This window comes from Microbacterium sp. H6 (assembly GCF_003314775.1).
GTDB classification, from domain to species: domain Bacteria; phylum Actinomycetota; class Actinomycetes; order Actinomycetales; family Microbacteriaceae; genus Microbacterium; species Microbacterium oxydans.
Genome location: NZ_QOAY01000122.1, coordinates 1 through 24,060 on the forward strand (window position 1 = coordinate 1; position 24,060 = coordinate 24,060).

Annotated in this window: 20 protein-coding genes and 1 pseudogene; 14 read left to right on the forward strand and 7 right to left on the reverse strand. The window is 69.1% G+C overall.

The annotated features are described in order from the left end of the window. On the forward strand, nt 1–798 hold a 798-nt coding region (locus tag DSP71_RS08125; RefSeq protein ID WP_147251242.1), incomplete at its 5' end, for an MFS transporter. Here DSP71_RS08125 and DSP71_RS08130 read toward each other — a convergent pair. Beyond that, the gene (locus DSP71_RS08130) at nt 753–2,306 is read right to left on the reverse strand and encodes a dolichyl-phosphate-mannose--protein mannosyltransferase (RefSeq protein ID WP_061015085.1); all 1,554 of its coding nucleotides are present in this window, start codon (nt 2,304–2,306) and stop codon (nt 753–755) included. The genes DSP71_RS08125 and DSP71_RS08130 overlap by 46 nt on opposite strands. Nucleotides 2,307–2,368: 62 nt before the next feature. Between DSP71_RS08130 and rsmI the strand changes: the two genes are divergently transcribed. From rsmI to DSP71_RS08180, 10 genes and pseudogenes are all read left to right on the forward strand, one after another. Next, complete coding sequence (gene rsmI / locus DSP71_RS08135) at nt 2,369–3,196, forward strand: 16S rRNA (cytidine(1402)-2'-O)-methyltransferase (protein ID WP_113680824.1); 828 nt, start codon at nt 2,369–2,371, stop codon at nt 3,194–3,196. Nucleotides 3,197–3,198: 2 nt separating this feature from the next. Beyond that, complete coding sequence (locus tag DSP71_RS08140; protein WP_113680832.1) at nt 3,199–4,305, forward strand: LacI family DNA-binding transcriptional regulator; 1,107 nt, start codon at nt 3,199–3,201, stop codon at nt 4,303–4,305. A gap of 448 nt (nt 4,306–4,753) precedes the next feature. Continuing rightward, nucleotides 4,754–6,102 (forward strand): annotated as a pseudogene (locus tag DSP71_RS08145) (ABC transporter substrate-binding protein). Continuing rightward, entirely contained in the window at nt 6,099–7,079 is a 981-nt protein-coding gene (locus DSP71_RS08150; protein ID WP_046749726.1) for an ABC transporter permease, read from the forward strand. The pseudogene DSP71_RS08145 and the gene DSP71_RS08150 overlap by 4 nt, the downstream one beginning before the upstream one ends. Then, complete coding sequence (locus DSP71_RS08155; RefSeq protein ID WP_046749725.1) at nt 7,076–7,990, forward strand: ABC transporter permease; 915 nt, start codon at nt 7,076–7,078, stop codon at nt 7,988–7,990. Before DSP71_RS08150 ends, DSP71_RS08155 begins: the two co-directional genes overlap by 4 nt. Beyond that, nucleotides 7,987–9,714 (forward strand): ABC transporter ATP-binding protein, encoded by a 1,728-nt coding sequence (locus DSP71_RS08160; RefSeq protein WP_058632395.1) that lies wholly within the window; start codon nt 7,987–7,989, stop codon nt 9,712–9,714. The genes DSP71_RS08155 and DSP71_RS08160 overlap by 4 nt, the downstream gene beginning before the upstream one ends. A gap of 41 nt (nt 9,715–9,755) precedes the next feature. Beyond that, nucleotides 9,756–10,925, forward strand: a complete 1,170-nt coding sequence (locus DSP71_RS08165; protein ID WP_046749724.1) for a glycoside hydrolase family 1 protein — start codon at nt 9,756–9,758, stop codon at nt 10,923–10,925. Between the two features lie 19 nt (nt 10,926–10,944). Beyond that, nucleotides 10,945–12,486 (forward strand): molybdopterin-dependent oxidoreductase, encoded by a 1,542-nt coding sequence (locus tag DSP71_RS08170; protein WP_113680825.1) that lies wholly within the window; start codon nt 10,945–10,947, stop codon nt 12,484–12,486. Nucleotides 12,487–12,525: 39 nt separating this feature from the next. Then, entirely contained in the window at nt 12,526–14,118 is a 1,593-nt protein-coding gene (gene metG, locus DSP71_RS08175; RefSeq protein WP_058632398.1) for a methionine--tRNA ligase, read from the forward strand. Between the two features lie 3 nt (nt 14,119–14,121). Beyond that, nucleotides 14,122–15,015, forward strand: a complete 894-nt coding sequence (locus tag DSP71_RS08180) for a TatD family hydrolase (RefSeq protein ID WP_113680826.1) — start codon at nt 14,122–14,124, stop codon at nt 15,013–15,015. Here the strand turns inward: DSP71_RS08180 and DSP71_RS08185 are convergent. Then, a complete protein-coding gene (locus DSP71_RS08185) occupies nt 14,994–16,280 on the reverse strand; it encodes an MFS transporter (protein ID WP_258546328.1) in 1,287 nt (428 codons plus the stop codon). The genes DSP71_RS08180 and DSP71_RS08185 overlap by 22 nt on opposite strands. 53 nt (nt 16,281–16,333) lie before the next feature. Between DSP71_RS08185 and rsmA the strand changes: the two genes are divergently transcribed. From rsmA to DSP71_RS08200, 3 genes are read left to right on the forward strand one after another with little or no spacing between them, the layout of a single operon-like run. Next, complete coding sequence (gene rsmA, locus DSP71_RS08190) at nt 16,334–17,215, forward strand: 16S rRNA (adenine(1518)-N(6)/adenine(1519)-N(6))-dimethyltransferase RsmA (RefSeq protein ID WP_046749719.1); 882 nt, start codon at nt 16,334–16,336, stop codon at nt 17,213–17,215. A 9-nt stretch (nt 17,216–17,224) separates the two neighbouring features. Next, entirely contained in the window at nt 17,225–18,292 is a 1,068-nt protein-coding gene (gene mgrA / locus DSP71_RS08195) for an L-glyceraldehyde 3-phosphate reductase (RefSeq protein WP_058632402.1), read from the forward strand. 7 nt (nt 18,293–18,299) lie between these two features. Continuing rightward, entirely contained in the window at nt 18,300–19,232 is a 933-nt protein-coding gene (locus DSP71_RS08200; RefSeq protein WP_113680828.1) for a 4-(cytidine 5'-diphospho)-2-C-methyl-D-erythritol kinase, read from the forward strand. Between the two features lie 15 nt (nt 19,233–19,247). Here the strand turns inward: DSP71_RS08200 and DSP71_RS08205 are convergent, their stop codons facing one another. The 5 genes from DSP71_RS08205 to DSP71_RS08225 form a co-directional block, all read right to left on the reverse strand. Beyond that, entirely contained in the window at nt 19,248–19,709 is a 462-nt protein-coding gene (locus DSP71_RS08205; protein WP_046749869.1) for an Lrp/AsnC family transcriptional regulator, read from the reverse strand. Nucleotides 19,710–19,994: 285 nt separating this feature from the next. Then, nucleotides 19,995–21,665 (reverse strand): helix-turn-helix domain-containing protein, encoded by a 1,671-nt coding sequence (locus DSP71_RS08210; RefSeq protein WP_113680829.1) that lies wholly within the window; start codon nt 21,663–21,665, stop codon nt 19,995–19,997. Between the two features lie 124 nt (nt 21,666–21,789). Beyond that, complete coding sequence (menC, locus tag DSP71_RS08215; protein ID WP_113680830.1) at nt 21,790–22,896, reverse strand: o-succinylbenzoate synthase; 1,107 nt, start codon at nt 22,894–22,896, stop codon at nt 21,790–21,792. After that, entirely contained in the window at nt 22,893–23,795 is a 903-nt protein-coding gene (locus tag DSP71_RS08220; RefSeq protein WP_058632405.1) for a GNAT family N-acetyltransferase, read from the reverse strand. Before DSP71_RS08220 ends, menC begins: the two co-directional genes overlap by 4 nt. Then, nucleotides 23,792–24,060: M20/M25/M40 family metallo-hydrolase (locus DSP71_RS08225; protein WP_113680831.1), on the reverse strand; the 269-nt coding region annotated here is incomplete at its 5' end. The genes DSP71_RS08225 and DSP71_RS08220, both read right to left, overlap by 4 nt.

A 24,060-nucleotide genomic window follows, 5' to 3' on the forward strand; every position in this document is an offset into this window, starting at 1 on the left:
TCGATCCTGCTCGCCGGCACGACGGTCGCCACGGTCGCGGGAGTGCCGGCCGGCTCCCTGCTCGGTTCGGCCCTGGGGTGGAGGGCCACCTTCTGGGCTGTCGCCCTCCTGTGCGCTCCGGCGATCATCGGCGTCGTGCGCGGCGTCGCGAACTCGGTGGGCTCAGCGGAGCAGGCCGCAGCCTCACCGCGCCTCCGCGCAGAACTCCGTCAGCTGGCGACGCCGATGCTCCTGCTGCCCATGGGCATCGGTGCGCTGATCAACGGTGGCACCTTCGCGGCTTTCACCTTCCTCGCCCCCGTCGTCACCGAGGCGGCGGGTCTTGCGGAGATCTGGGTGTCGGCGGCGCTGGTGCTGTTCGGTATCGGTTCCTTCCTCGGCGTGGCGCTCGCGGGCCGGCTCTCCGACCGGCGTCCCGGGCTCGTGCTCTTCGTCGGCGGACCGCTGCTGCTGACGGGCTGGGTCGGGCTGGCGGCGTTCGCCTCCGCCCCGGCTGCGCTCCTCGCGCTCGTCTTCGTGCAGGGCGTGCTGTCCTTCGCCGTCGGGAGCACGGTGATCACCCGCGTGCTCTACGCCGCATCGGGTGCGCCCACGATGGGGGGCTCGTACGCCACGGCGGCATTGAACGTCGGCGCGGCCGTCGGTCCGGTGCTCGGTGCGGTTGCACTCAGCGCGGGGTGGGGGCTGCTCGCCCCGATCTGGGTCGCGTCAGGCCTGACAGCCGCGGCTCTCGCGATCCTGCTGCTGACGCGTCACACCCAGCCGGGCAGCCAGTTGTGCAGCAGCCAGAAGTCGTAGGGCACACTCATCCCGGTCCACAGCGGCAGGAAGAACGCCGACACCAGCACGACGAAGGCGAGGAAGATCATCACGGTGCGCTCGCCCGACTGTCGACGGTGCAGCGGATCCTCGCGCTTCCCGGCGATGATCCGCAACGTCATCGCGAGGGCGATCACCAGGAACGGCATCATGACGACCGTGTAGAACTGGAAGATCGTGCGCTCGGGGAACATGAGCCAGGGCAGGTACGTCACAGCGAGACCGACCAGGGGGATGCTCAGCTCCGGGCCCACGGGCTGCTTCGTGATCCACCCCCGCACGAGGCGGTACACCAGGTAGATCGAGGCCGCGACGCCCGCGTACCAGATGAGGGGATTCGGGATCGCCGAGATCACGCCGATGCAGTGGTCGGTGCCGCATCCCGTGGGGTCGGAGTCGACCCAGACCGCGGTGGGGCGCAGCAGGAACGGCCACTCCCATGCGGCGCTCGCATACGGGTGCCCTCGGGTGAGACCGACGTGGAAGCCGAGCATCGACTCGTGGTACTTCCACAGGGCGATCAGCGGGTTGGAGTCGCTCTGCCGGTCGTACCCTCCGGCCGTCACGAGCCATCCGGTCCAGCTGACCAGGTACACGGCGAGAGCGGGGAAGACGAGCAGCACGAACGAGACGGGACCCTGGCGGAACGCGGCGGCAGTCGGCCACAGGACCACTCCGGCGCGGCGCCGCGCCAGCGCATCGGTGATGACGACGTAGAGGCCGAAACCCGCGAGCACGTACAGGCCCGACCATTTCACGGCCGAGGCCGCCCCGAGCGCCAGCCCTGCGGCGACGAGCCAGGGGCGACGCCAGAGCACCGGCCCCCAGAACGGGTCGGGACGCTCGGGGTCTCGCCTCTCGAGCACGGGGATCGTCCGCTGCCGGTCGATGATCACGAAGAGCACGCCCAGCAGGACGAAGAAGGTCAGGATGCCGTCGAGCAGGGCGATGCGGCTCATCACGATGCTCAGACCGTCGATCGCGAGCAGCGTCCCCGCCACGCTCGCGACGACGACGGAGCCGCTGAGGCGGCGGGCGATCAGGTAGACCAGCAGCACCGATGCGGTGCCGAGTACCGCGGTGGCGAGGCGCCATCCCGCGCTGTTGTCGGGTCCGCCGATCGCCATGCCGAGCGCGATGAGCCACTTGCCGAGCGGGGGGTGCACGATGAACGCGCCCTGCTCGGACAACGGCAGCTGCTGCAGCGTGACGAACGCATCGTTGGCGTTCTCGCCCCAGGTGCCCTCGTAGCCCAGGGTCCACAGCGACCAGGCGTCTTTGACGTAGTAGGTCTCGTCGAAGGCGAGCTGGTGCGGGTGGGCGACGTTGATCAGGCGCAGGAGCGCGGCGATCGCGGTGATGACGAGCGGCGCGAGCCAGCGGATCGCGCGACCCCAGTCGGGATCCAGCAGCAGACGATCGCGGAGCTGCCCGTAGCGCGTCGACCGCTCGGGGGGAGCGGGGAGCAATGGTTCGGGCGCGGTCACCGGTCCAGCCTAGACAACGTGCCTTCTCGTTCCGCTGCATCGCGCCCGCCTAAGCTGGGCGGGTGATCATCCTCGCCGCCACTCCGATCGGAAATCTCGGCGACGCGTCTCGCCGCCTCGTGGAGGTGCTGGAGAACGCCGAGGTCGTCGTGGCCGAGGACACCCGAACCACGCAGCGACTGCTCAAGGCGCTGGAGATCGACAACAGACCTCGCCTGATCGCCCTGCACGACCACAACGAGAAGCAGAAGGCGGCCGAGCTGGCGGCGCTCGCCGCGGAGACCGACATCGTCGTGATGAGCGATGCCGGGATGCCCACCGTGAGCGATCCGGGATACGGATTGGTCGCCGAGGCCGTTGCCCAGGGCGTGACGGTGACCGCGATCCCCGGGCCGAGCGCGGTGCTGATGGCACTGGCGATCTCAGGCCTGCCCACCGATCGCTTCACGTTCGAGGGCTTCCTGCCGCGCAGGCCGGGGGAGCGGCGTTCGACTCTTCGCGCCCTGGCTGCCGAACCCCGCACCATGGTCTTCTTCGAGTCGCCCGCACGTCTGGCCGGTGCGTTGACGGACATGGGAGCCGCGTTCGGCGACGAGCGGCGCATCGCCGTGTGTCGCGAGCTCACGAAGTTCTACGAGGAGGTACGCCGCGGCACTGCGCCCGAACTCGTCGCGTGGGCGGAGGACGGCGTCAAGGGCGAGATCGTGATCGTGGTCGAAGGGGCCTCCCGCCGAGACGCCTCTCCGGAAGACGCCCTCACCCAGGTGCAGACGCTCGTCGCGGACGGCGTCCGCCTGAAGGACGCCGCCTCCGAGGTCGCCGCCCTCACCGGTCTCTCCTCCCGCGACCTCTACCAGGCGGCTCTCGCCGCTCGCTCCGGAGGAGTGTGACCGTGAGCAAGGCGGCGACCGTGTACGACGTGGCCGATCGGGCCGGCGTCTCGATCGCCACGGTCTCGCGCGTGCTGCGCTCGCCGGATGCCGTGCGTCCGGTCACGCGGGAGCGCGTGCTCGATGCGGTGACCGCCCTCGGGTACGTCCCCAGCGGCAGTGCCCGCGGACTCGCCGAACGCCGCACCGGCGTGCTCGGGCTGTACTTCCCCGGCTTCGACGCCGCGGAGGATGCCCCGCCGCTCGACGCGCTCTCCGCCGCTGAGGAACACGCGCCTCCCTTCGCGATCGTCCGCGATGAGACCGAGTCCGACGGCGGGCACACCTCGATGCTGTTCCTCGACGAGGTGCTGCGCGGCGCCGAGCTCGAAGCATGGAAGCAGGGTTTCGTACTGATGGTCGGTGTCGGCCGCGATGATCCTGACCGTTCCACGGTGCGGGACATGGCTGGTCGGGTCGACGGCCTCATGGTGCTCGCGAGCAGCGTGCCGGACGACGTTCTGGCGCGACTGGCGCGACGCATCCCCGTGGTGGTGCTCTCCGGCCCGCCGCGCGGAGATCACTACGACCACGTGACGGTGAGCAACGCCGAGGCCATGGCGGAGCTGACCCGGCACGTGCTCGGGCAGGTGGGAGACGGGCGGCTCGCCTTCCTCGCGGGACCGGCGGACTCTCCCGACGGTCTGCAGCGCTGGGACGGTTTCGCCGCCGCGGTGGCGGGGGCGGGGCGGAGCCTCGACGACGTGATGGTGCTGCGCGGCGACTTCACAAGGGCGTCTGGTCGGAGGGCGGCCGAGGAGCTTCTCGCCACGGGTACGCCGGCCGCGCTGATCTCGGCGAACGATCAGATGGCGCTCGGAGCGCTCGACGTCTTCCGCGGAGCGGACGTCCACGTACCGGACGACATGCTCGTGACGGGCTTCGACGGCATCGAGGCCGCTGCCCTGTCGCAGCCCCCGCTGACCACGATACGTCAGCCGATGATCGATCTCGGACGCGCGGCCGTGCAGGTGCTGGCCCGCCGCCTCGAGCACGCCGAGGCGGAGCCCGTGGTGGCCCGTCTGCCGCTGCAGATCCTGCTCCGCGAGAGCTCGCAGCGCCCCGTCTGACCGGCCGGAAACGCTCGCCGCGCCGGTGTCAAGGGGTTGCGATCTCAAAATGTATGCGCTTACAATCTGGAAGGCGGCGTCGGTCGCCGGTCATGACAGAGACGACATGAGGTGGCAGATGTCAGAGGGCACAACGCCGAGAGGGCGCGTGATGCAGCGCTGGCGCAGAGCGGCGATCGTGGGCCTCGCGGCCGTGGCGGTCGCACTCAGCGGCTGCAGCATCCAGATCACATCCCAACCCGATCCCTCGATCGGTGCCGACACGATGCTGATCAATGCCGACAAGGGCAACCCGTTCTTCACGAAGAACTTCAACCCGTATCTCACCAACACGCGCACCGCGTCCCGGTGGATCTACGAGCCGCTCATCCTGATCAACCCGCTCGACGGCACGCAGAACCCCTGGCTCGCGTCCGAATGGACGCAGCCCGACGCCCGCACCATCGTCATGACGATCCGCGATGGCGTCACCTGGAGCGATGGGGAAGACCTGACGCCCGAAGACGTGGCGTTCACCTTCCAGCTGCTCAAGGACAACCCGTCCCTCGACATCAAGGGTGCGTGGCAGCACCTCGACAGTGTCGACACCTCGGGCGACGATGTGGTGCTGCACCTCAAGACCGAAGACGCCCCCTCGCTGTCGATCCTGGGCCAGACCATGATCGTCCCCGAGCACCTCTGGGCCGACGTGAAGGATCCGGGCACATACCGCAACGAGAACCCGGTCGGCACCGGTCCGTTCGTGCTCGGCAACTACAACGACCAGCAGTACTCGATGGACAAGAACCCCGACTACTGGCAGGCCGACTCGATCGAGATCGAGCACATCATCCTCCCCGCCACGAACTCCCAGCTCGACACCGTCACCCGCGGCTATGACTGGGCCTACTCCTTCATCTCCGACGTCGAGGGCACCTGGGGCGCGGCGAGCGAGCACAACAACTGGTGGTTCCCGCCGGGTGGCGTGATCGCGCTCATGCCGAACCTGGAGGTGGCGCCCTTCGACGACGTGAACGTGCGCCGGGGCATCGCTCTCTCGCTCGACCGCGACGAGATCGCCGAGACGGCATCGGAGGGCTACATGAAGCCGGCCGGTCAGACCGGACTCATCCTGCCCAACCAGCAGCAGTACCTCGACCCGAGCATCCCCGACCAGGGCATGATCACGCAGGACAGGGACGCAGCGCTCGCCGCCTTCGCCGAGGCGGGTACACACTCGACGGCGACCGGCTCATCGGGGCCGACGGCCAGCAGCTCGAGTTCGCCCTGACCACCGCGAACGGCTACTCCGACTGGACGCGCGCGGCGCAGACCGTGCAGAGCCAGCTCGCCGCGGTCGGCGTGAAGGTCACCCTCAAGCTCCCGCAGCCCGCGGGCTATCAGAGCGCGATCAGCAACGGCGACTTCGAGATGGCCATCGGCGGCATGGGGAACGGCGACATCTACCAGGCGTACAACAACCTGCTCTCCAGCGAGTTCTATGTGCCGTCCGGCGAGGCCACGGCGAACAACTTCGAGCGCTACAAGTCACCCGAGGTCGATGAGCTGCTGGCCGAGTACCGCGAGACCGTCGACACCGCTCGCCAGACCGAGATCGTCAAGGAGCTGCAGCGCATCGTCTACGACGAGATGCCCGTGATCGGCCTCTACTACGGCGGCATCTGGGGCCTGTTCAGCGATGCCAAGTTCACCGGCTGGCCGAGTGAGGAAGACCCGTACATGATCCCGCAGAACTACGACTCCGCGCCGCTGGGTATCTTCACCCGGCTGGAGCGAGTGCAGGAGGACGACAAGTGAAGTACGTGCTCCAGAAGTTCGGCCTGTTCGTGCTCACCCTGTGGGCCGCGGTCACCCTGAACTTCTTCCTGCCGCGGATGATGCCGGGCTCCCCGGCGGATGCCGCCATCGCCAAGCTGTCCCAGAACGGGCCGGTGTCGGATGCGACGCGTGCCGCCATCGAGGCGCAGCTGGGTGTTCCGACCGGGTCGCTGTGGGATCAGTACATCGCCTACCTCGGTCAGGTCGTGCGGCTCGACTTCGGCGTTTCGTACACGTTCTACCCGCAGTCGGTGTCGAGCATGGTCTCCACGGCCTTCCCCTACACGATCGGGCTGGTCGGCATCGTCACCGTGCTCGCGTTCGTGATCGGCACGCTCATCGGAGTGATGGCCGCCTGGCGCCGAGGGACGTGGCTCGATTCGCTGCCCACGCTGACCGGATCGTTCCTGAGCACGTTCCCCTATTTCTGGACGGCGCTGCTGCTGCTCTTCTTCTTCGGGTACGTGCTGCACTGGTTCCCGACGACCGGCGCCTACTCCGCGACGACGACCCCTGGCTTCACGTGGGAGTTCCTCGGTGATCTGATCAGTCATGCGTTCCTTCCGGCGCTGACGATCCTGCTCACCTCGCTGGGCGGCTGGATCATCGGGATGCGCAACGCCATGATCAACACCCTCGGCGAGGACTACATCACCTTCGGTGAGGCGAACGGTCTGCGGGGGCACACGATCGCCCTCCGGTACGCGGCCCGCAACGCGATCCTGCCGAACCTCACGGGCTTCGGGCTCACGCTCGGCGGTGTGGTGGGCGGATCGATCCTCGTCGAGCAGGTCTTCGGCTATCCCGGCATCGGATACCTGCTGTTCAACGCCGTGATCGGGCAGGACTACCCGCTCATGCAGGCGCTCTTCCTGATGATCACCGTGAGCGTGCTCATCGCCAACTTCCTCGTAGACATCCTCTACGGGGTTCTCGACCCGAGGACTCGCCGATGACCTCCACCATGAACGTCAAGATCCCCGCCGAGCGCATCGCCGCGCCCAGCCCGTGGCGCGCCTTCGGACGCATGGTCGCCACGCTCTGGAGCAACGGCAAGGCGCGGCTCGGGCTGTGCATCCTCGCCTTCTTCGTGCTGGTGGCGGTGTTCGCCCCTCTCCTGGCCCCGTACGGCGCGAAGGACAACGGCTTCGAGCGCAACGCCGATGCGTCGTGGGCGCACTGGCTCGGCACGACCGCTGCCGGGGAGGACGTGCTCAGCCAGCTCATCTACGGCGCACAGGTCAGCCTCCTGGTCGGCTTCGCCGCCGGAATCCTGTCCACGATCGTGGCCGTGCTCATCGGCCTCAGCTGGGGGTACATGCGAGGGTTCCTCGGCGAGGTGATCGGCTTCATCGTCAACCTCTTCCTCGTGATCCCCGGCCTGCCGCTCATGATCGTGATCGCCGCGTACCTGCAGAACGGCGGCATCCTGATGATCATCGCGGTGATCGTCGTGACCGGTTGGGCGTGGGGTGCGCGTGTGCTCCGCAGCCAGACGCAGTCGCTGCGGGGGAACGATTTCGTCACCTCGGCGCAGTTCTCGGGCGACAGCAGGACGCGCATCGTGTTCCGCGAGATCCTGCCGAACATGACCTCGATCATCGCGGGCACCCTCTTCGGTGCGGCGACTGCGGCGATCCTGGCGGAGGCGGGGCTGGAGTTCCTCGGCCTCGGCGACTCCAGCATCGTCAGCTGGGGCACCATGCTCTACTGGGCGCAGAACTCCAACTCGCTGCTCACCGGACAGTGGCTGCTGCTGTTCGCCCCCGGTCTGTGCATCGCCCTGCTGGCGCTCAGTCTGACACTGATCAACTTCGGCGTGGACGGCATCTCCAATCCGCGCCTGCGAGAGGGGAAGGGGCGATGACCGCCATGACGGAGAACATCGACATGCGCGAGAACGACATCCTGCTGGACGTGCAGAACCTCTCGGTGGAGTACGCCTCGCCGGGGACGACGCCGGTCACCGCGGTCGAGGACGTCTCGTTCTCCCTCCGCCGTGGGGAGTTCGTCGGACTGGTCGGCGAATCCGGCTCAGGGAAGTCCACGCTCGGCTTCGCCCTCACGCGACTGCAGAAGCCGCCGGCACGGATCAGCGCAGGACGCATCCTGTTCGGAGGACGTGACATCCGGGAGCTCGACGCCGAGGAGCTGCGCCGTCAGCGTCAGGGCGGGTTCGCGATGGTGCTGCAGTCGGGCATGAACGCGCTCAACCCGGTGCGCACGATCGGCAACCACTTCCGCGACATCTTCGCTGCGCACGGCCACGTGCCGAAGGACGCGCGCGAGGCGAGGGCTCAGGAGCTCGTGGGCAAGGTGGGCCTCGATCCCTCGGTGCTCGCACGCTTCCCCGGCGAGCTCTCCGGCGGCATGCGCCAGCGCGCCTCGATCGCCCTCGCCCTGTCGCTCGAACCGCAGCTGATGGTGTTCGACGAGCCCACCACCGCGCTCGACGTGCTGGTGCAGCATGCCGTGATGGACACGATCAAGGACCTGCAGCGGGCCGAGGGCTTCACCGCGATCCTGATCAGCCACGACCTCGGCATCGTGCTGGAGGCGACGGACCGGGTGATGGTGATGCACGAGGGACACATCGTCGAGGACGCCAGGAGCATCGACATCCTGGAACGCCCGAAGGACGAGTACACGCGGATGCTGCTGAGCCACTACGCCGACCCCCGGGCCGAGAAGATCGAGATCCCCGGATTCCTCGACGCGGGCACCCGGCGTCGTGAGGGACGTTCGCGCACCGACGTCACCGAGACCCTGCCGACCGTGTCGTCGCGCGACACCCGTCGGGCGGATGCGGCGATCGTGGTCGAGGGCGTCTCGAAGCACTACCCGGCACCGCGTCGCGGACAGAGCGCCGTCACCGCGGTCGACGACGTGTCGTTCCGGCTGGAACCGGGGGAGTCCCTCGCCCTGGTCGGCGCATCGGGTTCGGGCAAGTCGACCATCGCCAAGATGCTCACCGGCGTCGAGAAGCCCACCTCCGGCACCGTCCGCTTCGGGGACACCGACGTGGCGACGCTCAAGCGCCGCGGTCTGCGCGATCTGCGCAAGGACGTGCAGATGGTGTTCCAGGATCCGTACGCGGCGCTCAACCCGCTGCACACGGTCGAGTACGCCCTGACCCGGCCGGTCGTGAACTACACGAAGCTGCGCGGTCCGGAGGCCAGAGCCCGGGTGTTCGAGCTGCTCGAGACCGTCGGCCTGACGCCCGTCGAGCAGTTCGCGGCCAAGCTGCCGCACCAGCTCTCCGGAGGACAGCGACAGCGCGTGGTGATCGCCAGGGCGCTCGCGAGCGACCCGCAGGTGCTGATCGCCGACGAACCGGTCTCGATGCTCGACGTATCGCTCCGCGCCGGAGTGCTGGCGCTGCTGGAGGACCTGCGCGAGCGGTGGGGCATCAGCATGCTCTACATCACGCACGACCTGCTGAGCGCGCGTCTCGTCACCGAGAACATCCTCGTGCTCAACAGCGGCCGAGTGGTCGAACGCGGTGAGACCTCGCAGGTGCTGCAGCATCCGGAGGACCCGTACACGGTCGAACTGCTCGACGCCGTGCCGAACCCCGCCCGCGCCCGCTGACGCGCGGACGACGCCTGCAAGAAAGAGAGAGGAGCGCATCCGTGCTCACATTCCCCGACGGCTTCCTCTGGGGTGCCGCGACAGCGGCCCACCAGGTGGAGGGCAACAACACCACGAGTAACTGGTGGGCGATGGAGCATGCTCCCGACTCGCCCATGGTGGAGCCCTCCGGTGACGCTGCCGACCACTTCCACCGCTACCCGGAGGACATGCGGCTGCTCGCCGAGGCGGGGCTGAACTCCTATCGCTTCTCGGTCGAGTGGGCGCGGATCGAGCCGGAGCGCGGGTTCATCTCGCGGGCGATGCTCGACCACTACCGCCGCATGATCGACACGGCGCGTGAGAACGGACTGGACCCCACCGTCACGCTCATGCACTTCACGGTGCCGCAGTGGTTCCAGAAGGACGGCTTCTGGCGCGCGGACGACGCGGTGGATCTGTTCTCCCGCTACGTCGAGACCGTGCTGCCGATCCTCGACGGCGTCGACTACGTGTGCACGATCAACGAGCCGAACATCGCCGCGATGCTGGCCGGGGGAGAGGACGCCGCGAACCTCGTCGCCTACGGTCTCCCGAACCCCGACCTCGCCGTGGCCGACACCCTGCTGGACGCGCACCACCGCGCGTCCGAGATCCTGCATTCGGTGCCGGGAGTCAAAGCCGGATGGACCATCGCCACGCAGGCGTTCCACTCCACCGGAGAACCGGGAGCGGACGAGATGCTCGCCACGTACGGCGACCCGCGCGACCACTGGTACCTGGAGCAGTCGGCCGGAGACGACTTCGTCGGCGTGCAGGCATACACCCGCACCTTCATCGGCCCGGAAGGTCCGCGTCCGGTGTCGGACGACGTCGAGACGACGCTCACAGGCTGGGAGTTCTTCCCCGATGCGCTCGAACTGGGCGTGCGCAGCGCGTGGGAGCGCAGCGGTGGGGTACCGATCCTCGTGACGGAGAACGGCATCGCGACCGCCGACGACACCCGACGCGTCGCCTACACGCAGGGAGCGCTGGAAGGCCTGCACCGCGCGATCGCCGACGGCGTCGATGTGCGTGCCTATCAGCACTGGAGCGCGCTCGACAACTACGAGTGGGCCAGCGGCTTCCGGCCCACGTTCGGGCTGATCGGCTTCGACCACGAGACCTTCGAGCGGTTCCCGAAGCCCTCCCTCGCCTGGTTGGGAGAGGTCGCGCGGCGCAACGGGCTCTGAGCGGGGTTACCCTCGGGTCATGACGAACGCGCAGCACGCGACGAGGGACGACACGCTCCGCTCGGCTGCGGCCGGACTGAGCGCGTCGTTCCTCGCCGTCGGGCTGGCAGAGCTCGTCGCCGCTGTGGTCGAGCCGAGTGCGAGCCCGTTCGCGGTGATCGGGAGCGGACTCATCGACCTCGCACCGAGCTGGGCGAAGGACACCGCGATCGCGCTCTTCGGCACCGGCGACAAGGTGGCGCTGATCGTGGGCATCGCCCTGGTGCTCGTGGTCGTCGCCGCGCTCGCCGGCATCCTGGAGCGGCGACGGTCCGGTATCGGAGCGGTCATCCTCGGCGCACTCGGTGTGCTCGCGGTCGTGGCCGCGATGATCCGTCCGGGCGCTGGACCGTTCGCCTGGCTCCCGGGTCTCGTCGCCGGACTCGTCGCGGTGATAATGCTGCGTCTCCTCGTCGCTCGACTGCGTCCGGTCGCGGGCCTTGCCCCCGACGGTGAAGACCGCAGGCGGTTCCTGATGTGGACCGCCGGAGTCGCCGCAGCGGGTGCCGTCGCCCTCATCGTCGGTAATGTCGCGCGCGGAGCGAGCCGATCGATCGAGGCGGTCCGCGATGCCCTGCGGCTTCCGAAGGCAGCGGAGACCGCGGCCGCGGTTCCTGCCGGCGCGGAGCTCGACATCCCCGGTCTCGCCACGGTCGTGACCCCGAACGCGGAGTTCTACCGCATCGACACGGCACTGATCGTCCCTCAGGTCGACCCCGCCGACTGGTCGCTGCGCATCCACGGCATGGTCGATCGCGAGGTGCGCATCACCTGGGACGAACTGCTCGCCATGCCGCTGCAGGAGGCGGACGTGACGCTCGCCTGCGTGTCGAACGAGGTGGGCGGATCGCTCATCGGCAACGCGCGCTGGCTGGGGCTGCCGATCCGCGAGCTGCTCGCGCGTGCGGGCGTCGACGCGGAAGCGGACATGGTGCTCTCCACCTCGGCAGACGGCTTCACGGCGTCGACGCCGCTCGAGGCGCTCACCGACGATCGGGACGCTCTGCTCGCGATCGGCATGAACGGCGAGCCGCTGCCGATCGAACACGGCTTCCCGGTGCGGATGGTGGTGCCGGGGCTGTACGGCTACGTGTCGGCCACGAAGTGGGTCACGCAGCTGGAGGTCACGAGGTTCGACCGCGCCACGGCGTACTGGACGAGCCGCGGCTGGTCCGACCGCGGGCCCATCAAGCTGCAGTCGCGCATCGACGTCCCGCGCCGCGGACAGTCGATCCCGGCCGGGGACGCGGTGATCGCGGGAATGGCGTGGCAGCAGCATGTCGGGGTCGCCGGGGTGGAGGTGCGCATCGACGAAGGGCCATGGCGCAGGGCGGATCTCGCCACCGCGATCTCCGCCGACACGTGGGTGCAGTGGAGCCTCGACTGGACCGCCGAGAGCGGTTCGCACACCATCGAATGCCGGGCGCTGAGCGCCGACGGCGAGACGCAGACCTCGGATCCGGCCGCCCCCGCACCCGACGGTGCGCAGGGATGGCACCGCATCGACGTCTCCGTCGCCTGAGCGCGAAACCACCTCTCGTGCGGCACCTAGAATTGCTCCATGCCCGCAGGCGATTCCTTCTACATCACCACGCCCATCTACTACCCCTCCGACGTGCCGCACATCGGTCACGGGTACACGTCGGTGGCCGTCGACACCCTCGCACGGTGGCACCGCCAGGCGGGCGATGACACCTGGATGCTGACGGGCACCGACGAGCACGGTCAGAAGATGCTGCGCGCCGCCGCGGCGAACGGGGTCACTCCGCAGGAGTGGGTCGACAAGCTCGTCAGCGAGAGCTGGTTCCCGCTGTTGGAGACCCTCGACGTCGCGAACGACGACTTCATCCGCACCACGCAGGAGCGGCATGAGACGAACGTGCAGACGTTCTTCCAGCGCCTGTACGACCGCGGCTACATCTACGCGGGCGAGTACGAGGCGCTCTACTGTGTGGGCTGCGAGGAGTTCAAGCCGGAGTCGGAGATCGTCGACGGCACCGGACCTTTCGAGGGCCTGAAGGTCTGCGCCATCCACTCGAAGCCGCTGGAGCTGCTGCAGGAGAAGAACTACTTCTTCAAGCTCAGCGAGTTCCAGGACCGGCTGCTCGAGCTGTACAAGACCCAGCCCGACTTCGTGCGCCCCGACTCGGCGCGCAACGAGGTCGTGTCGTTCGTGAGCCAGGGCCTCAAGGACCTCTCGATCTCCCGCTCGACCTTCGACTGGGGAATCCCGCTGCCGTGGGACGAGTCGCACGTCATCTACGTGTGGGTCGACGCGCTGCTCAACTACGCCACGGCCGTCGGGTACGGCTCCGACGAGGAGACCTTCGCGCGCCGCTGGCCGGCGTACCACGTGGTCGGCAAGGACATCCTGCGCTTCCACGCCGTGATCTGGCCCGCGCTGCTGATGGCGGCGGGACTCGACGTGCCGAAGGGCGTCTTCGCGCACGGCTGGCTGCTGGTCGGCGGCGAGAAGATGTCGAAGTCGAAGCTCACCGGCATCGCGCCGACCGAGATCACCGATGTCTTCGGCTCCGACGCGTACCGCTTCTACTTCCTCTCAGCGATCGCCTTCGGCCAGGACGGCTCGTTCTCGTGGGAGGACCTGTCCGCTCGCTACCAGGCCGAGCTCGCGAACGGCTTCGGCAACCTCGCCTCGCGCACGACCGCGATGATCGAGAAGTACTTCGAGGGTGTCGTGCCGCCGGCGGCCGAATACACCGAGAAGGACCTCGCGATCCAGAAGATCGTGGCGGATGCCGCGTCGAACGCGGATGCGGCCATCGCGAACTTCCGCATCGACGAGGCGATCTCGGCGATCTGGACCATCGTGGACGCGCTCAACGGGTACATCACCGCGAACGAGCCGTGGGCGCTGGCCAAGCAGGCGAACAGCGGCGACGAGGAACAGCGAGAGCGTCTCGCCACCGTGCTCTACACCTGTGCCGAGGGGCTGCGTGCGCTCGCCGTGCTGCTCTCGCCGGTGATGCCGCAGTCGACGGAGAAGCTGTGGATCGCCCTCGGTGCCGCCGAGACCCTGGGCCGTCTGCAGGACCAGCCGATCCGCGAGGCCGGAGCCTGGGGCGTGCTGCGCCCCGGCACCAGCGTCAACGGCCTGGCGCCGCTGTTCCCGCGGGTGGAGTCCGCGGCCTGAGCGATGTCGGATACGTATGTGCAGCGCCGTGACGGTGACGGACGCAAGGATCTGAGGTATCCCGCCGCGCCCGAACCGCTGGCCGTTCCGGTGTACGACAACCACGCGCACCTGGAGATCGTCGACGGCGACGAGCCGCTGAGCCTCACCGAGCAGCTCGACCGCGCGGCGGCCGTTGGCATCGCCGGCGTCGTGCAGGCCTCGGGCGACATCGAGTCGTCCCGGTGGGCGGTCGAGGCCGCGGAGTCGGATCCCCGCGTCCTGGCCGCCGTCGCCATCCACCCGAACGATGCCCCGACCTACGCGGAAGAGGGCCTGCGGGGTGGCGTGGGCCTGGACGAGACCATCGAGGTGATCGACGAGCTCGCCGCGCACCCCCGCACCAGGGCGATCGGCGAGACGGGACTCGACTTCTTCCGCACAGAGCCCGAGCGCCGCGCGCCGCAGTTCGCCTCGTTCGAGGCGCACATCGCGCTCGCGAAGAAGCACGGCATCGCGATGCAGATCCACGACCGCGACGCGCATGAGGCCGTGCTCGAGACGCTCTCCCGTGTCGGCGCCCCGGAACGCACGGTGTTCCACTGCTTCTCGGGCGACGACGCGATGGCCCGCCTCTGCGCGGACGCCGGTTACCACCTGTCGTTCGCCGGCAACGTGACGTTCAAGAACGCGCAGAACCTGCGGGATGCGCTGAAGGTGACGCCGCTCGATCGCATCCTCGTCGAGACGGATGCCCCGTTCCTCACCCCCGTGCCGCTGCGGGGCCGCCCGAACGCGCCTTACCTCGTGCCGATCACCGTGCGTTTCATGGCCGCCGAGCTCGACATCGAGGTCGACGAGCTGTGCGCCCAGCTGGCCGAGAACACCCTGCGGGTCTACGGCTCGTTCGCCGACTGAGTTTCGGGTTCCACGTCTTCGGGCCCGGTCTCGGCGACGGGCTTCGCGCTCACGATCTGCGAGATCGGCTTCCACACCAGCAGCAGGGTGAGGGCCGCCCCGACGAAGGCGAACCACCAGGGCGCGGTGAGTCCCCACACCTGGGCGATCACGCCGCCGAGCGCCTGCCCGACGACCATGCCGCCGAACACCCCGACCATGTTCACGGAGGCCACCCGGCCCTGCAGCTCGGCGGGCACCAGACGCTGTCGCACGGTCGTGGAGATCGTGCCCCAGACGAACGCGTACGCCCCGAAGAAGAACATGATGATCAGCGCGACCCATCCGGCGGTGGTGAGGGCGAACGCCAGGTGCATGAGCACCTCGAGCGACAGCACGACACGCATCAGGGTGGCGAAGGAGACGTGTCGCTCCAACCAGCCGAAGCTGAGCGTCGCGAGGATGCCACCGGCCGCCGACGCGGTCGTGAGGGCGCCGTAGCCCACCGCGCCCATCTGCAGGTGCTCCGTCGCGTAGAGCACGAGCACACCCCAGGGCGCCGCCCAGGTGATGTTGAACACCAGGATGATGAGCACCAGCGTGCGCACGGGCGGGTTGCGCCACAGCCAGCGGAGCCCCTCGGCGATGTCGGTGTGCACCGGCGTGCGCTCGTCGGTCGCGCGCGGCGGCACCGGGGTGCGAGCCATGCGGGAGATGAGGACGACCGCGAGGCTGACGCACACGACTTCGAGCAGGAACGGCCAGGCGGTGCCGGCGGCGAACAGGAAGGCGCCCAGCGGCGGACCGGCGAACTGGTTCGCCACCAGGTATCCGGCCTGCAGGCGTGCATTGCCGATGCCGAGGTCGGCGGGCTTCACCAGCATCGGCAGCAGCGTGCTGCCCGCCGTGTCGACGAAGACCTCGGCGGTGCCGTAGAGGAAGGCCACAGCGAGCACGATCCAGATGTTCGCGACGCCGGTGATCAGGAAGACGCACAGTGCGAGGAGCACGACAGCCCTGGCGGCGTTCGCGAACATGACCAGGCGGCGTCGGTCGAAGCGGTCGGCGATCGCTCCCGCATGCAGGCCGAACAGGAGCCAGGGGAGGAACTGCAGGATCGCGCCGGCCGCCACCAGGATCGGCGACGAGGTCATCGATGCGATCAGCAGGGGAGCGGCCGCGAGCGCGACGCCGTCACCGACGTTGCTCGTCCACGACGACGCGAGCAACCATCGGAAATTGCGGCCCATGCGACGGGGCGCGACGAGTTCTCCGAGGGAAGGCACCAGAGAAGACTACTGAGGAGGGGCGACATCGGAGTGTGGGGGAGAATGGGGGGATGACCGTCACCCTGCTCGGCGCCTCCGAGATCCGCCGCCTCGCCGCCGAGCTCGACGTCACCCCGACGAAGAAGCTCGGCCAGAACTTCGTCACCGATGCGAACACCGTGCGCAAGATCGTGCAGGCCGCCCGTGTGCAGCCGCACGAGCGCGTGGTCGAGGTCGGTCCGGGTCTCGGCTCCCTGACGCTGGCGATCCTCGAGACCGGCGCCTCCGTCACGGCCGTCGAGATCGACCACCGACTCGCGGCCCGGCTCGCGCAGACGGCCGCCGAGCACGGTGTCGAGGCCGACCGCCTCACGGTCGTCGATGCGGATGCGCTGCGCATCACCGAGCTCCCCGGCGAGCCCACCGTGCTGGTCGCCAACCTCCCCTACAACGTCTCGGTGCCGGTGCTGCTGCACTTCCTGGAGAACTTCGCGTATCTCCAGCGCGGCGTGGTGATGGTCCAGGCCGAGGTCGCCGAACGGCTGGCCGCGAAGCCGGGCTCGAAGATCTACGGCTCGCCCAGCGTCAAGGCCGCCTGGTACGGCGAGTGGAAGCTCTCCGGAAACGTCTCCCGCCAGGTGTTCTGGCCGGTGCCGAACGTCGACAGCCTGCTCGTCGGCTTCGACCGGTCCGAGGGTGAGCGCGGCACGGAGGAGGAGCGCCGTCGCACGTTCCAGATCGTCGATGCGGCCTTCAACCAGCGCCGCAAGATGCTGCGTCAGGCACTGTCCGGGATCTTCGGCAGCTCGGCTGCCGCCTCGGAGGTGCTGACCGCCGCCGGTGTCGCACCGACGGCTCGGGGCGAGGACCTCACGGTCGAGGACTACCAGCGCATCGCGCAGCACGCTCCCGCGCTGGACGTGCTCTCCGACGATGTCGCTTCCACCCAGTAATCTGGCACCGTGACCGACTCCCCCCGCTTCCGTCCCGATGTCCCCGAGCTGCACCGTCCGTATGCCGCGGACGAGAGCCGCTACCAGCAGTTCGCCTACCGTCAGGTCGGCACGTCCGGCCTGTACCTGCCCCCGATCTCGCTCGGGCTGTGGTGGAACTTCGGCGACAACATCCCGCTCGACAACCAGCGCGCACTGCTGCGCCACGCGTTCGACCGGGGCATCACCCACTTCGACCTGGCGAACAACTACGGCCCGCCCTACGGCTCCGCCGAGAAGAACTTCGGCCGCATCTTCGCCGAAGACCTCCGCCCCTACCGCGACGAGCTGATCATCTCGTCGAAGGCCGGCTGGGACATGTGGCCCGGCCCGTACGGCGACTTCGCGAGCCGCAAGTACATCCTCGCGAGCGCCGAGCAGTCGCTGACGCGGATGGGCCTCGACTACGTCGACATCTTCTACTCCCACCGTGTCGACCCGGTCACCCCGATCGCCGAGACGGTCGGCGCGCTCGACACGCTCGTGCGCCAGGGCAAGGCCCTGTACGTCGGTATCTCCTCCTACAGTGCGGAGCGTACGGCCGAGGCCGTGGCCGTCGCCAAGGAGCTCGGCACCCCGCTCGTCATCCACCAGCCCGCGTACTCGATCCTGAACCGCTGGGTCGAAGACGGACTGACCGACACCCTGGAGCAGTCGGGCCTCGGCGCGATCGCGTTCACCCCGCTGGCTCAGGGCCTGCTCACCGACAAGTACCTCGGAGACGGCACGGCCGAGCGTGCGCAGAAGCGCGGCTCGCTGCCGGAGGGCCGGCTCACGGACGAGGCCGTGCAGACCCTGCGTTCGCTGAACGAGGTCGCTCAGGGTCGCGGCCAGTCGCTCGCGCAGCTCGCACTGCAGTGGACCTTGCGCAGCCCCGTCGTCGCCTCGGCGCTGATCGGCGCCTCGCGTCCTGAGCAGCTGGATGAGAACATCGCGGCCGTGAACGGTCCCGACTTCACGACCGAGGAGCTCGCCCGCATCGACGAGCTCGCCGGCGCCATCGACGTCAACCTGTGGGCGAAGTCCTCGGAGCTGTGACCCGATCATGAGCCATGCCGCGTTCGCCGATTCCGTGCACGTGCGCGCCCCGGGGAAGATCAACGTCTTCCTCGGGGTCGGCGGCCGGCACGACGACGGCTATCACGCGCTGGCGACGGTCTTCCAGGCGGTCTCGCTCTACGAAGACGTGATCGCGCGCCCCGCCGACGACTTCTCGGTGACGGTCTCCGGAGTGGAGGACATCGATTCCGTGCCGCTGGACGACCGCAACCTCGCGATGCGCGCGGCCAAGCTGCTCGCCGTCGCGGTGGATCATCCGGGCGGGGTGGCGCTCGAGATCCGCAAGAGCGTGCCCGTCGCCGGCGGCATGGGGGGAGGGTCGGCGGACGCGGCAGCCGCCCTCGTGGCGTGCGATGCGCTGTGGGGCACCGGGCTGTCGCAGGCCCGACTGCACGATCTGGCCGCGCGTCTGGGTGCCGACGTGCCGTTCGCGCTGCACGGGGGAACGGCTGTGGGCACGGGGCGGGGAGACCAGCTCAACCCGGCACTCGCCCGCGGACGCTTCGACTGGATCCTGGTGCCCAGCGAGCAGGGGCTGTCGACGCCCGTGGTGTACGAGCGCCTCGACCTGCTGCGCGAGGACGAGGGCGCCCTGGCCGACGACCCGCAGCTGTCGCTGGACGTGCCCATCCCCGTGCTGCAGGCGCTGCGTTCGGGGGACCCGACCCAGCTCGCCGACACCCTGTTCAACGATCTGCAGGCCGCGGCGCTGTACGAACGGCCCGACCTCGCCGAGACGATCAGCCTCGGGGTCGCCGCCGGTGCGCTGCAGGGCATCGTGTCGGGCTCGGGGCCCACGATCGCGCTGCTCTGCCCCGACCCTGAGACGGCGCAGGACGTGCAGTCGTCCCTGCGGGAGAACGGGCTCGACCCGCTGCACGTGCACGGCCCCGTGCCGGGTGCCCGCATCATCGGCTGAGGATCGCGTGCCGGCTCAGTCGGCTTGCAGGAGCGCGCTCACCCGATAGGGGATCACTTCGCGCAGGAACAGGCTCGTCGACGTGCGGAGAATGCCGGGGCACAGCCGCACGACCTCGGCCACGCGGTAGAGGTCGTCGGGGTCCTTCGCGACGACACGCAGCAGCAGGTCGGTGTCGCCGGCGGGAGCGAAGCACTCCAGCACCTCGGGGACGCGACTGAGCGCATCGATCGCGTCCGTGATCTGATGCTGATCGAGTTCGACCAGGATCGAGGCCGCGACACCGCGCCCGAGGGCCTGCGGCAGCACTCGCGAGCTGTGCGCACGCAGGTATCCTCCGGATTCGAGGCGATCCAGTCGAGCGTGCACGGTGCCGCGGGCGAGGCCGAGATCCTGGGCGATCAGGGCGACCGGACGGCGGGGGTCACCGTCGAGCACGGTGAGGATCCTGCGGTCGGTCGCGTCGAGGTTGGCCATTTCGATCACCGTCGCCTTCTGTGCGGAGTCACGATTGATCGGATCGTTCAATCAGAAATCACTCTATGGTCTGAATGATTGCATTGTGGTCAAATCGGTGTCAGATACGCACGATGTCGGTCACGAGCGGACATCACGCGCACCCGAACGACAGGCCACGAGCCTCACGACCAGGGTGCAGAGGGCGACGGGCCACGAGCCTCGACCGGCCCCGTCCCTGCAGCCGCCTCGTTCAGCAAGGGGGCGGGGCGGGCGCACTCTCCGGATGTCAGGGCCGTCTGCGTCTCAGTCGCGGGGGACCAGCAGCCGCAGCTGCACCATGGCCGAGAACCGGGCTTCCGGGTCGGCGAGGTCGAGTCCGCTGATCTCCGACAGGCGACGCAGCCGGTAGCGGAACGTGTTGGGATGCGTGTAGACGCGGGCTGCGGCGACGGCCACATCTCCGAACGCGTCGAGCCAGGCGCGCAAGGTCTCCACCAGGTGCGTCCCCTTCTCCCTGTCCTGCGCCAGCAGCTGCGCGACCGGACCGGTGGGTTGATCGCCCCTGGCGCGGACGAGGTCGGCGAGTTCGACCAGCAGCGCCTCCATCTGCACCGAAGTGAACCGTGCGACCGGTTCGCCGGAAGGCGCCTGACGGACCACGCGCAGAGCTCGGTCGGCATTCGCGCGCGAGGAAGGGATGTCTGCGACCGCCTCCGCCACCGTGCCGACGCCGATGCGGATCTCAGCGGTCGCACCGAGCCGGCCCAGGAAGTCCGTGGCGACGCGCGCGGCGCGGCTGTCCGCGTCGGGATGCTCCGATCCGGGATCGGCATCGCCCTGCTCTGGGCGGATCCCGACGACGGCGTACACGACATCGCCGATCACGGCCACAGCCGAGCGGAGGTACACGGCCCCCAGGTGCACGGCGAACGCATCGGCGATCCGCTGCCTCTCCGCGACACCTCGTGCCCCGGCGGAGGGCTCGTCGTCGATGTCCTCCGTGGCGGACACGGCGAGCACGACGCACCGATGATCGCTCAGGCGCAGACGAGCCGTCGCATCCGCAGCCCCCGGCCCTCCCTCCAGGATCGTGGAGAGCAGGTCGGCGCGCAGTCGGCGCTCCACGTCGGCGCCGGCGCGCAGACGCAGCATGTGCAGGGCCACCAGCCCGGCAGAGTCCTTCAGCGCTCGCACGCGGTCGGGCGAGAGCGGTTCCTGCACAGCCGCCCAGATGGATCCGAGGATCTCGTCGCCCGCACGCACGGCCAGCGCCACGCGAGGGAACGACGGCAGACCCTCGGTGTTGGACACCGGTCCGACGTGGATCGGATCCTCGCTGCGGTACAGCTCCTGGAAGACGCCGCGCTCCTCGAGCTGCCGCGCGAACCGTTCGGGAACCTGCCGACCGAGCACCGTCTCGATGCGCGCCGGATCGGCCTCGTGCTGGCGACCCGAGAACGCGACGACCCGCGAGTTGCGGTCCTCGATCGTGACCGGTGCGTTCAGCAGCGTGGCGATCGCGTTCGCGAGGGCGAAGAGGTCGCCGGAGGGCATGCCGCCCAGCGTCGTCGTTCCCTGATCGCCGACGTCACCCTCGGCGATGAGCGAGCGCAGCATGGCAGCCAGTTGCGCCCACGACGCCCCGCGGGTGAGCGCGAGCACCGGGATGCCCGTGGCCTCGGACGCATCGCGCACCGGTTGTTCGGCCCGCACCGGAGCGCGCAGCATGAGGGCGGAGGCGTGCTGGGCAGCAAGGTTCTGCAGGAGTTCGGCGATCTCATCGGGATCGCTCAGCCCGACACCGAGCACGAGTGCCCCGCGCATCGGCATCGCGTCGTCGAGGACGTCGTGGATGACCACGGTCTCGATCTCGGCCTCGTCGTCGACGGCGCCGCTCACCACCTCGAGCAGGGTGTTGCCGAGGTCTTCGATGACCCGGCCGAGGCTGGCGCGGGGCCTGGTCGTCACGGACATGAGCACAGCGCCCAGGCTAGGGGGCGACCACGGGTGGGGGAGCTGTGGGGCACGACGAAATCGTATCGACTCTTGGTCGGTCTCGACAGGATCGTCGTGCCCCACAAGGGCCGTCAGCCGGCTCTCAGAAGGTGATCCACTCGGTGCGGACCGTCACGGCGTCCAGCGCATCAGGATCGGGCGTCACGCCAATTCCCGGACCCGTGGGAACGGTGAGAGTGCCGTCCTCGACGACGAACGGCTCGGTGATGTCGTGCGCGTAGTACCGTCCGGATCCCGAGGTGTCGCCGGGCAGGGTGAAACCGGGGAGGGCTGCGAGGGCGACGTTCGCCGCACGCCCGATCCCGGTCTCGAGCATGCCGCCGCACCACACCGGGATGTCGTTCGCCGCGCACACGTCGTGGATGCGTCGTGCCTCCAGGTACCCGCCCACACGGCCAGGCTTGATGTTGACGATCGAGCAGGCGCCGAGGGCGATCGCGTCCGCCGCGGCCCTGGCCGACACGATCGATTCGTCGAGGCACACCGGGGTGGTGATCGCCCGGGCGAGCTGCGCGTGTCCGAGAAGGTCCTCCTCGTCGAGCGGCTGCTCGATCAGGAGCAGGTCGAACGGATCGAGCTTGGCGAGGTGCCGGGCATCGCCACGGTGGTAGGCGGTGTTCGCGTCGACCTGCAGCAGCACGTCATCGCCGAAGCGCTCCCGCACGGCGCGCACCGGTTCGATGTCCCACCCGGGCTCGATCTTGAGCTTGATGCGCACGTACCCCTCGTCGAGGTAGCCGCCGACGGCTTCGAGCAGCTCGGGGATGGAGTCCATGATCCCGACCGAGACACCGCAGTCGACCCGGTCGCGCACGGCGCCCAGCTCGCGCGAGAGCGGCACCCCGGCCGCCCGCAGCTCGGCATCGAGGATCGCCAGCTCGACCGCGGCCTTCGACATGCGGTGACCCTTGAACTTCGCCAGGGCCGGGGCGACGCCGCTCGCATCGAGGTCCTCGACCTGCGCGAGCGCCGGCAGCAGGAACCGGGTGATGACGTCGACGCTCGCCTCCACGTACTCGGAGGAGTACAGCGGGTCGTTCATGGCAACACCTTCGCCCCAGCCCTCCGCCTCGTCCGTGACGGCGCGGACCACCAGGGCCTCGCGCACGGTCTGCACGCCGAACGACGTCCGGAACGGCGACACCAGCGGCATCTCGATCACGCGCAGCTCGAATCCGGTGAGCTTCATCCCTGTTCTCCTCTGTCGATGGTGTAGGCGCCGGAGCGGTCGAACGAGAGCACGCGCCCTCCACCCTCCAGCGATGATCCGAGCGTCTCGCGCAACGCCAGACGCCATGCGGTCGCCCGTGCGGGTTCGGTCAGGCGCAAGGTCTCGATGTCGCGTGGCAGCGCCACCCGTACCAAGCGCGCGTCGGTGCGATGCCGCAGCGGCCCGAGGTCGCCGCCCACGCTGAGCAGCGGCTCGACGGACATCTCCTCGGCGTTGATCTCCTCGGTGTCGATCTCCACGATCTCAGGCACCGGCTCCCCGTGACAGGCGGCGACCACCCTGGGGTCGCGCACGTACCAGGTCACGAGCATCCGATCGGTGTCGTCCGCCCCGTTGAGCGCATCGGCCATGTGTCCGTAGAAGTTGCGGTGATACGACGTCGGGGTCGCGGCGAGCTTCACGAGGTTGAAGTGCGCATTGCGGCTGATGAGGGGATCGAACGTCCAGGAGATCTCGTCCAGACCCTCCTCGAGCGCCCACGCGCGCTGGTGCACCTTGAGGGCGAAGCCGACGCTGCGACCGCGCATCCGCGAGGAGACGCCCGCGATGTGGCTGTGCAGCGCACGCTGCTCGGGAGCGGCGAAGAAGCCGAAGCATGCGCCGACGAGCTCGTCGTGCTCGAATGCTCCGCCCACGTAGCTGCCGGCCTTCGACAGCGCCCGCAGCGTCTCGACGTTCACGGGGGAGGCTTCGCCCTGCTTGGTCCAGATGCTCTGGAACAGCTCGGCGACCAAGGTGAAGTCGTCCACATCCTCCAGCAGACGGATCTCCACCCCCGCTTTCGACGCGGCGGCGTTCGCGGCATCGGCGGCCTCCTCCGGCGACGCGGGGAAGGCCGCGGCGTCCGTCAGGCTCATGCCCGTCCTCCGTTCCGCGCCGGCGTGCGTTCTCTGACGGCGAGGATCAGCTCCTGCAGCAGCACGATGCGCTCCGGGATCAGTGCGACGATCACGTGCTCATCGTCGGCATGGGCGCCGCCGCCGACCGCGCCGAGCCCATCCAGCGTCGGCACCCCGAGCGCGGCGGTGAAGTTGCCGTCGGACGCGCCGCCGACCTCGACGCCGTGGAACGGGGTGAGACCGGCACGCTCGGCGATCTCGAGTGCCAGCGCGAACAGCGGTG

Bases quoted from the DNA above. Each gene is read 5' to 3' on its own strand.
- DSP71_RS08200 (WP_113680828.1), top strand. From the start codon at position 18,300: ATGAGCCATGCCGCGTTCGCCGATTCCGTGCACGTGCGCGCCCCGGGG.
- DSP71_RS08220 (WP_058632405.1), bottom strand. From the start codon at position 23,795: ATGAGCCTGACGGACGCCGCGGCCTTCCCCGCGTCGCCGGAGGAGGCC.
- rsmA (WP_046749719.1), top strand. From the start codon at position 16,334: ATGACCGTCACCCTGCTCGGCGCCTCCGAGATCCGCCGCCTCGCCGCC.
- DSP71_RS08160 (WP_058632395.1), top strand. From the start codon at position 7,987: ATGACCGCCATGACGGAGAACATCGACATGCGCGAGAACGACATCCTG.
- menC (WP_113680830.1), bottom strand. From the start codon at position 22,896: ATGAAGCTCACCGGATTCGAGCTGCGCGTGATCGAGATGCCGCTGGTG.
- DSP71_RS08180 (WP_113680826.1), top strand. From the start codon at position 14,122: ATGTCGGATACGTATGTGCAGCGCCGTGACGGTGACGGACGCAAGGAT.
- DSP71_RS08155 (WP_046749725.1), top strand. From the start codon at position 7,076: ATGACCTCCACCATGAACGTCAAGATCCCCGCCGAGCGCATCGCCGCG.
- DSP71_RS08210 (WP_113680829.1), bottom strand. From the start codon at position 21,665: ATGTCCGTGACGACCAGGCCCCGCGCCAGCCTCGGCCGGGTCATCGAA.
- DSP71_RS08170 (WP_113680825.1), top strand. From the start codon at position 10,945: ATGACGAACGCGCAGCACGCGACGAGGGACGACACGCTCCGCTCGGCT.
- metG (WP_058632398.1), top strand. From the start codon at position 12,526: ATGCCCGCAGGCGATTCCTTCTACATCACCACGCCCATCTACTACCCC.
- DSP71_RS08205 (WP_046749869.1), bottom strand. From the start codon at position 19,709: ATGGCCAACCTCGACGCGACCGACCGCAGGATCCTCACCGTGCTCGAC.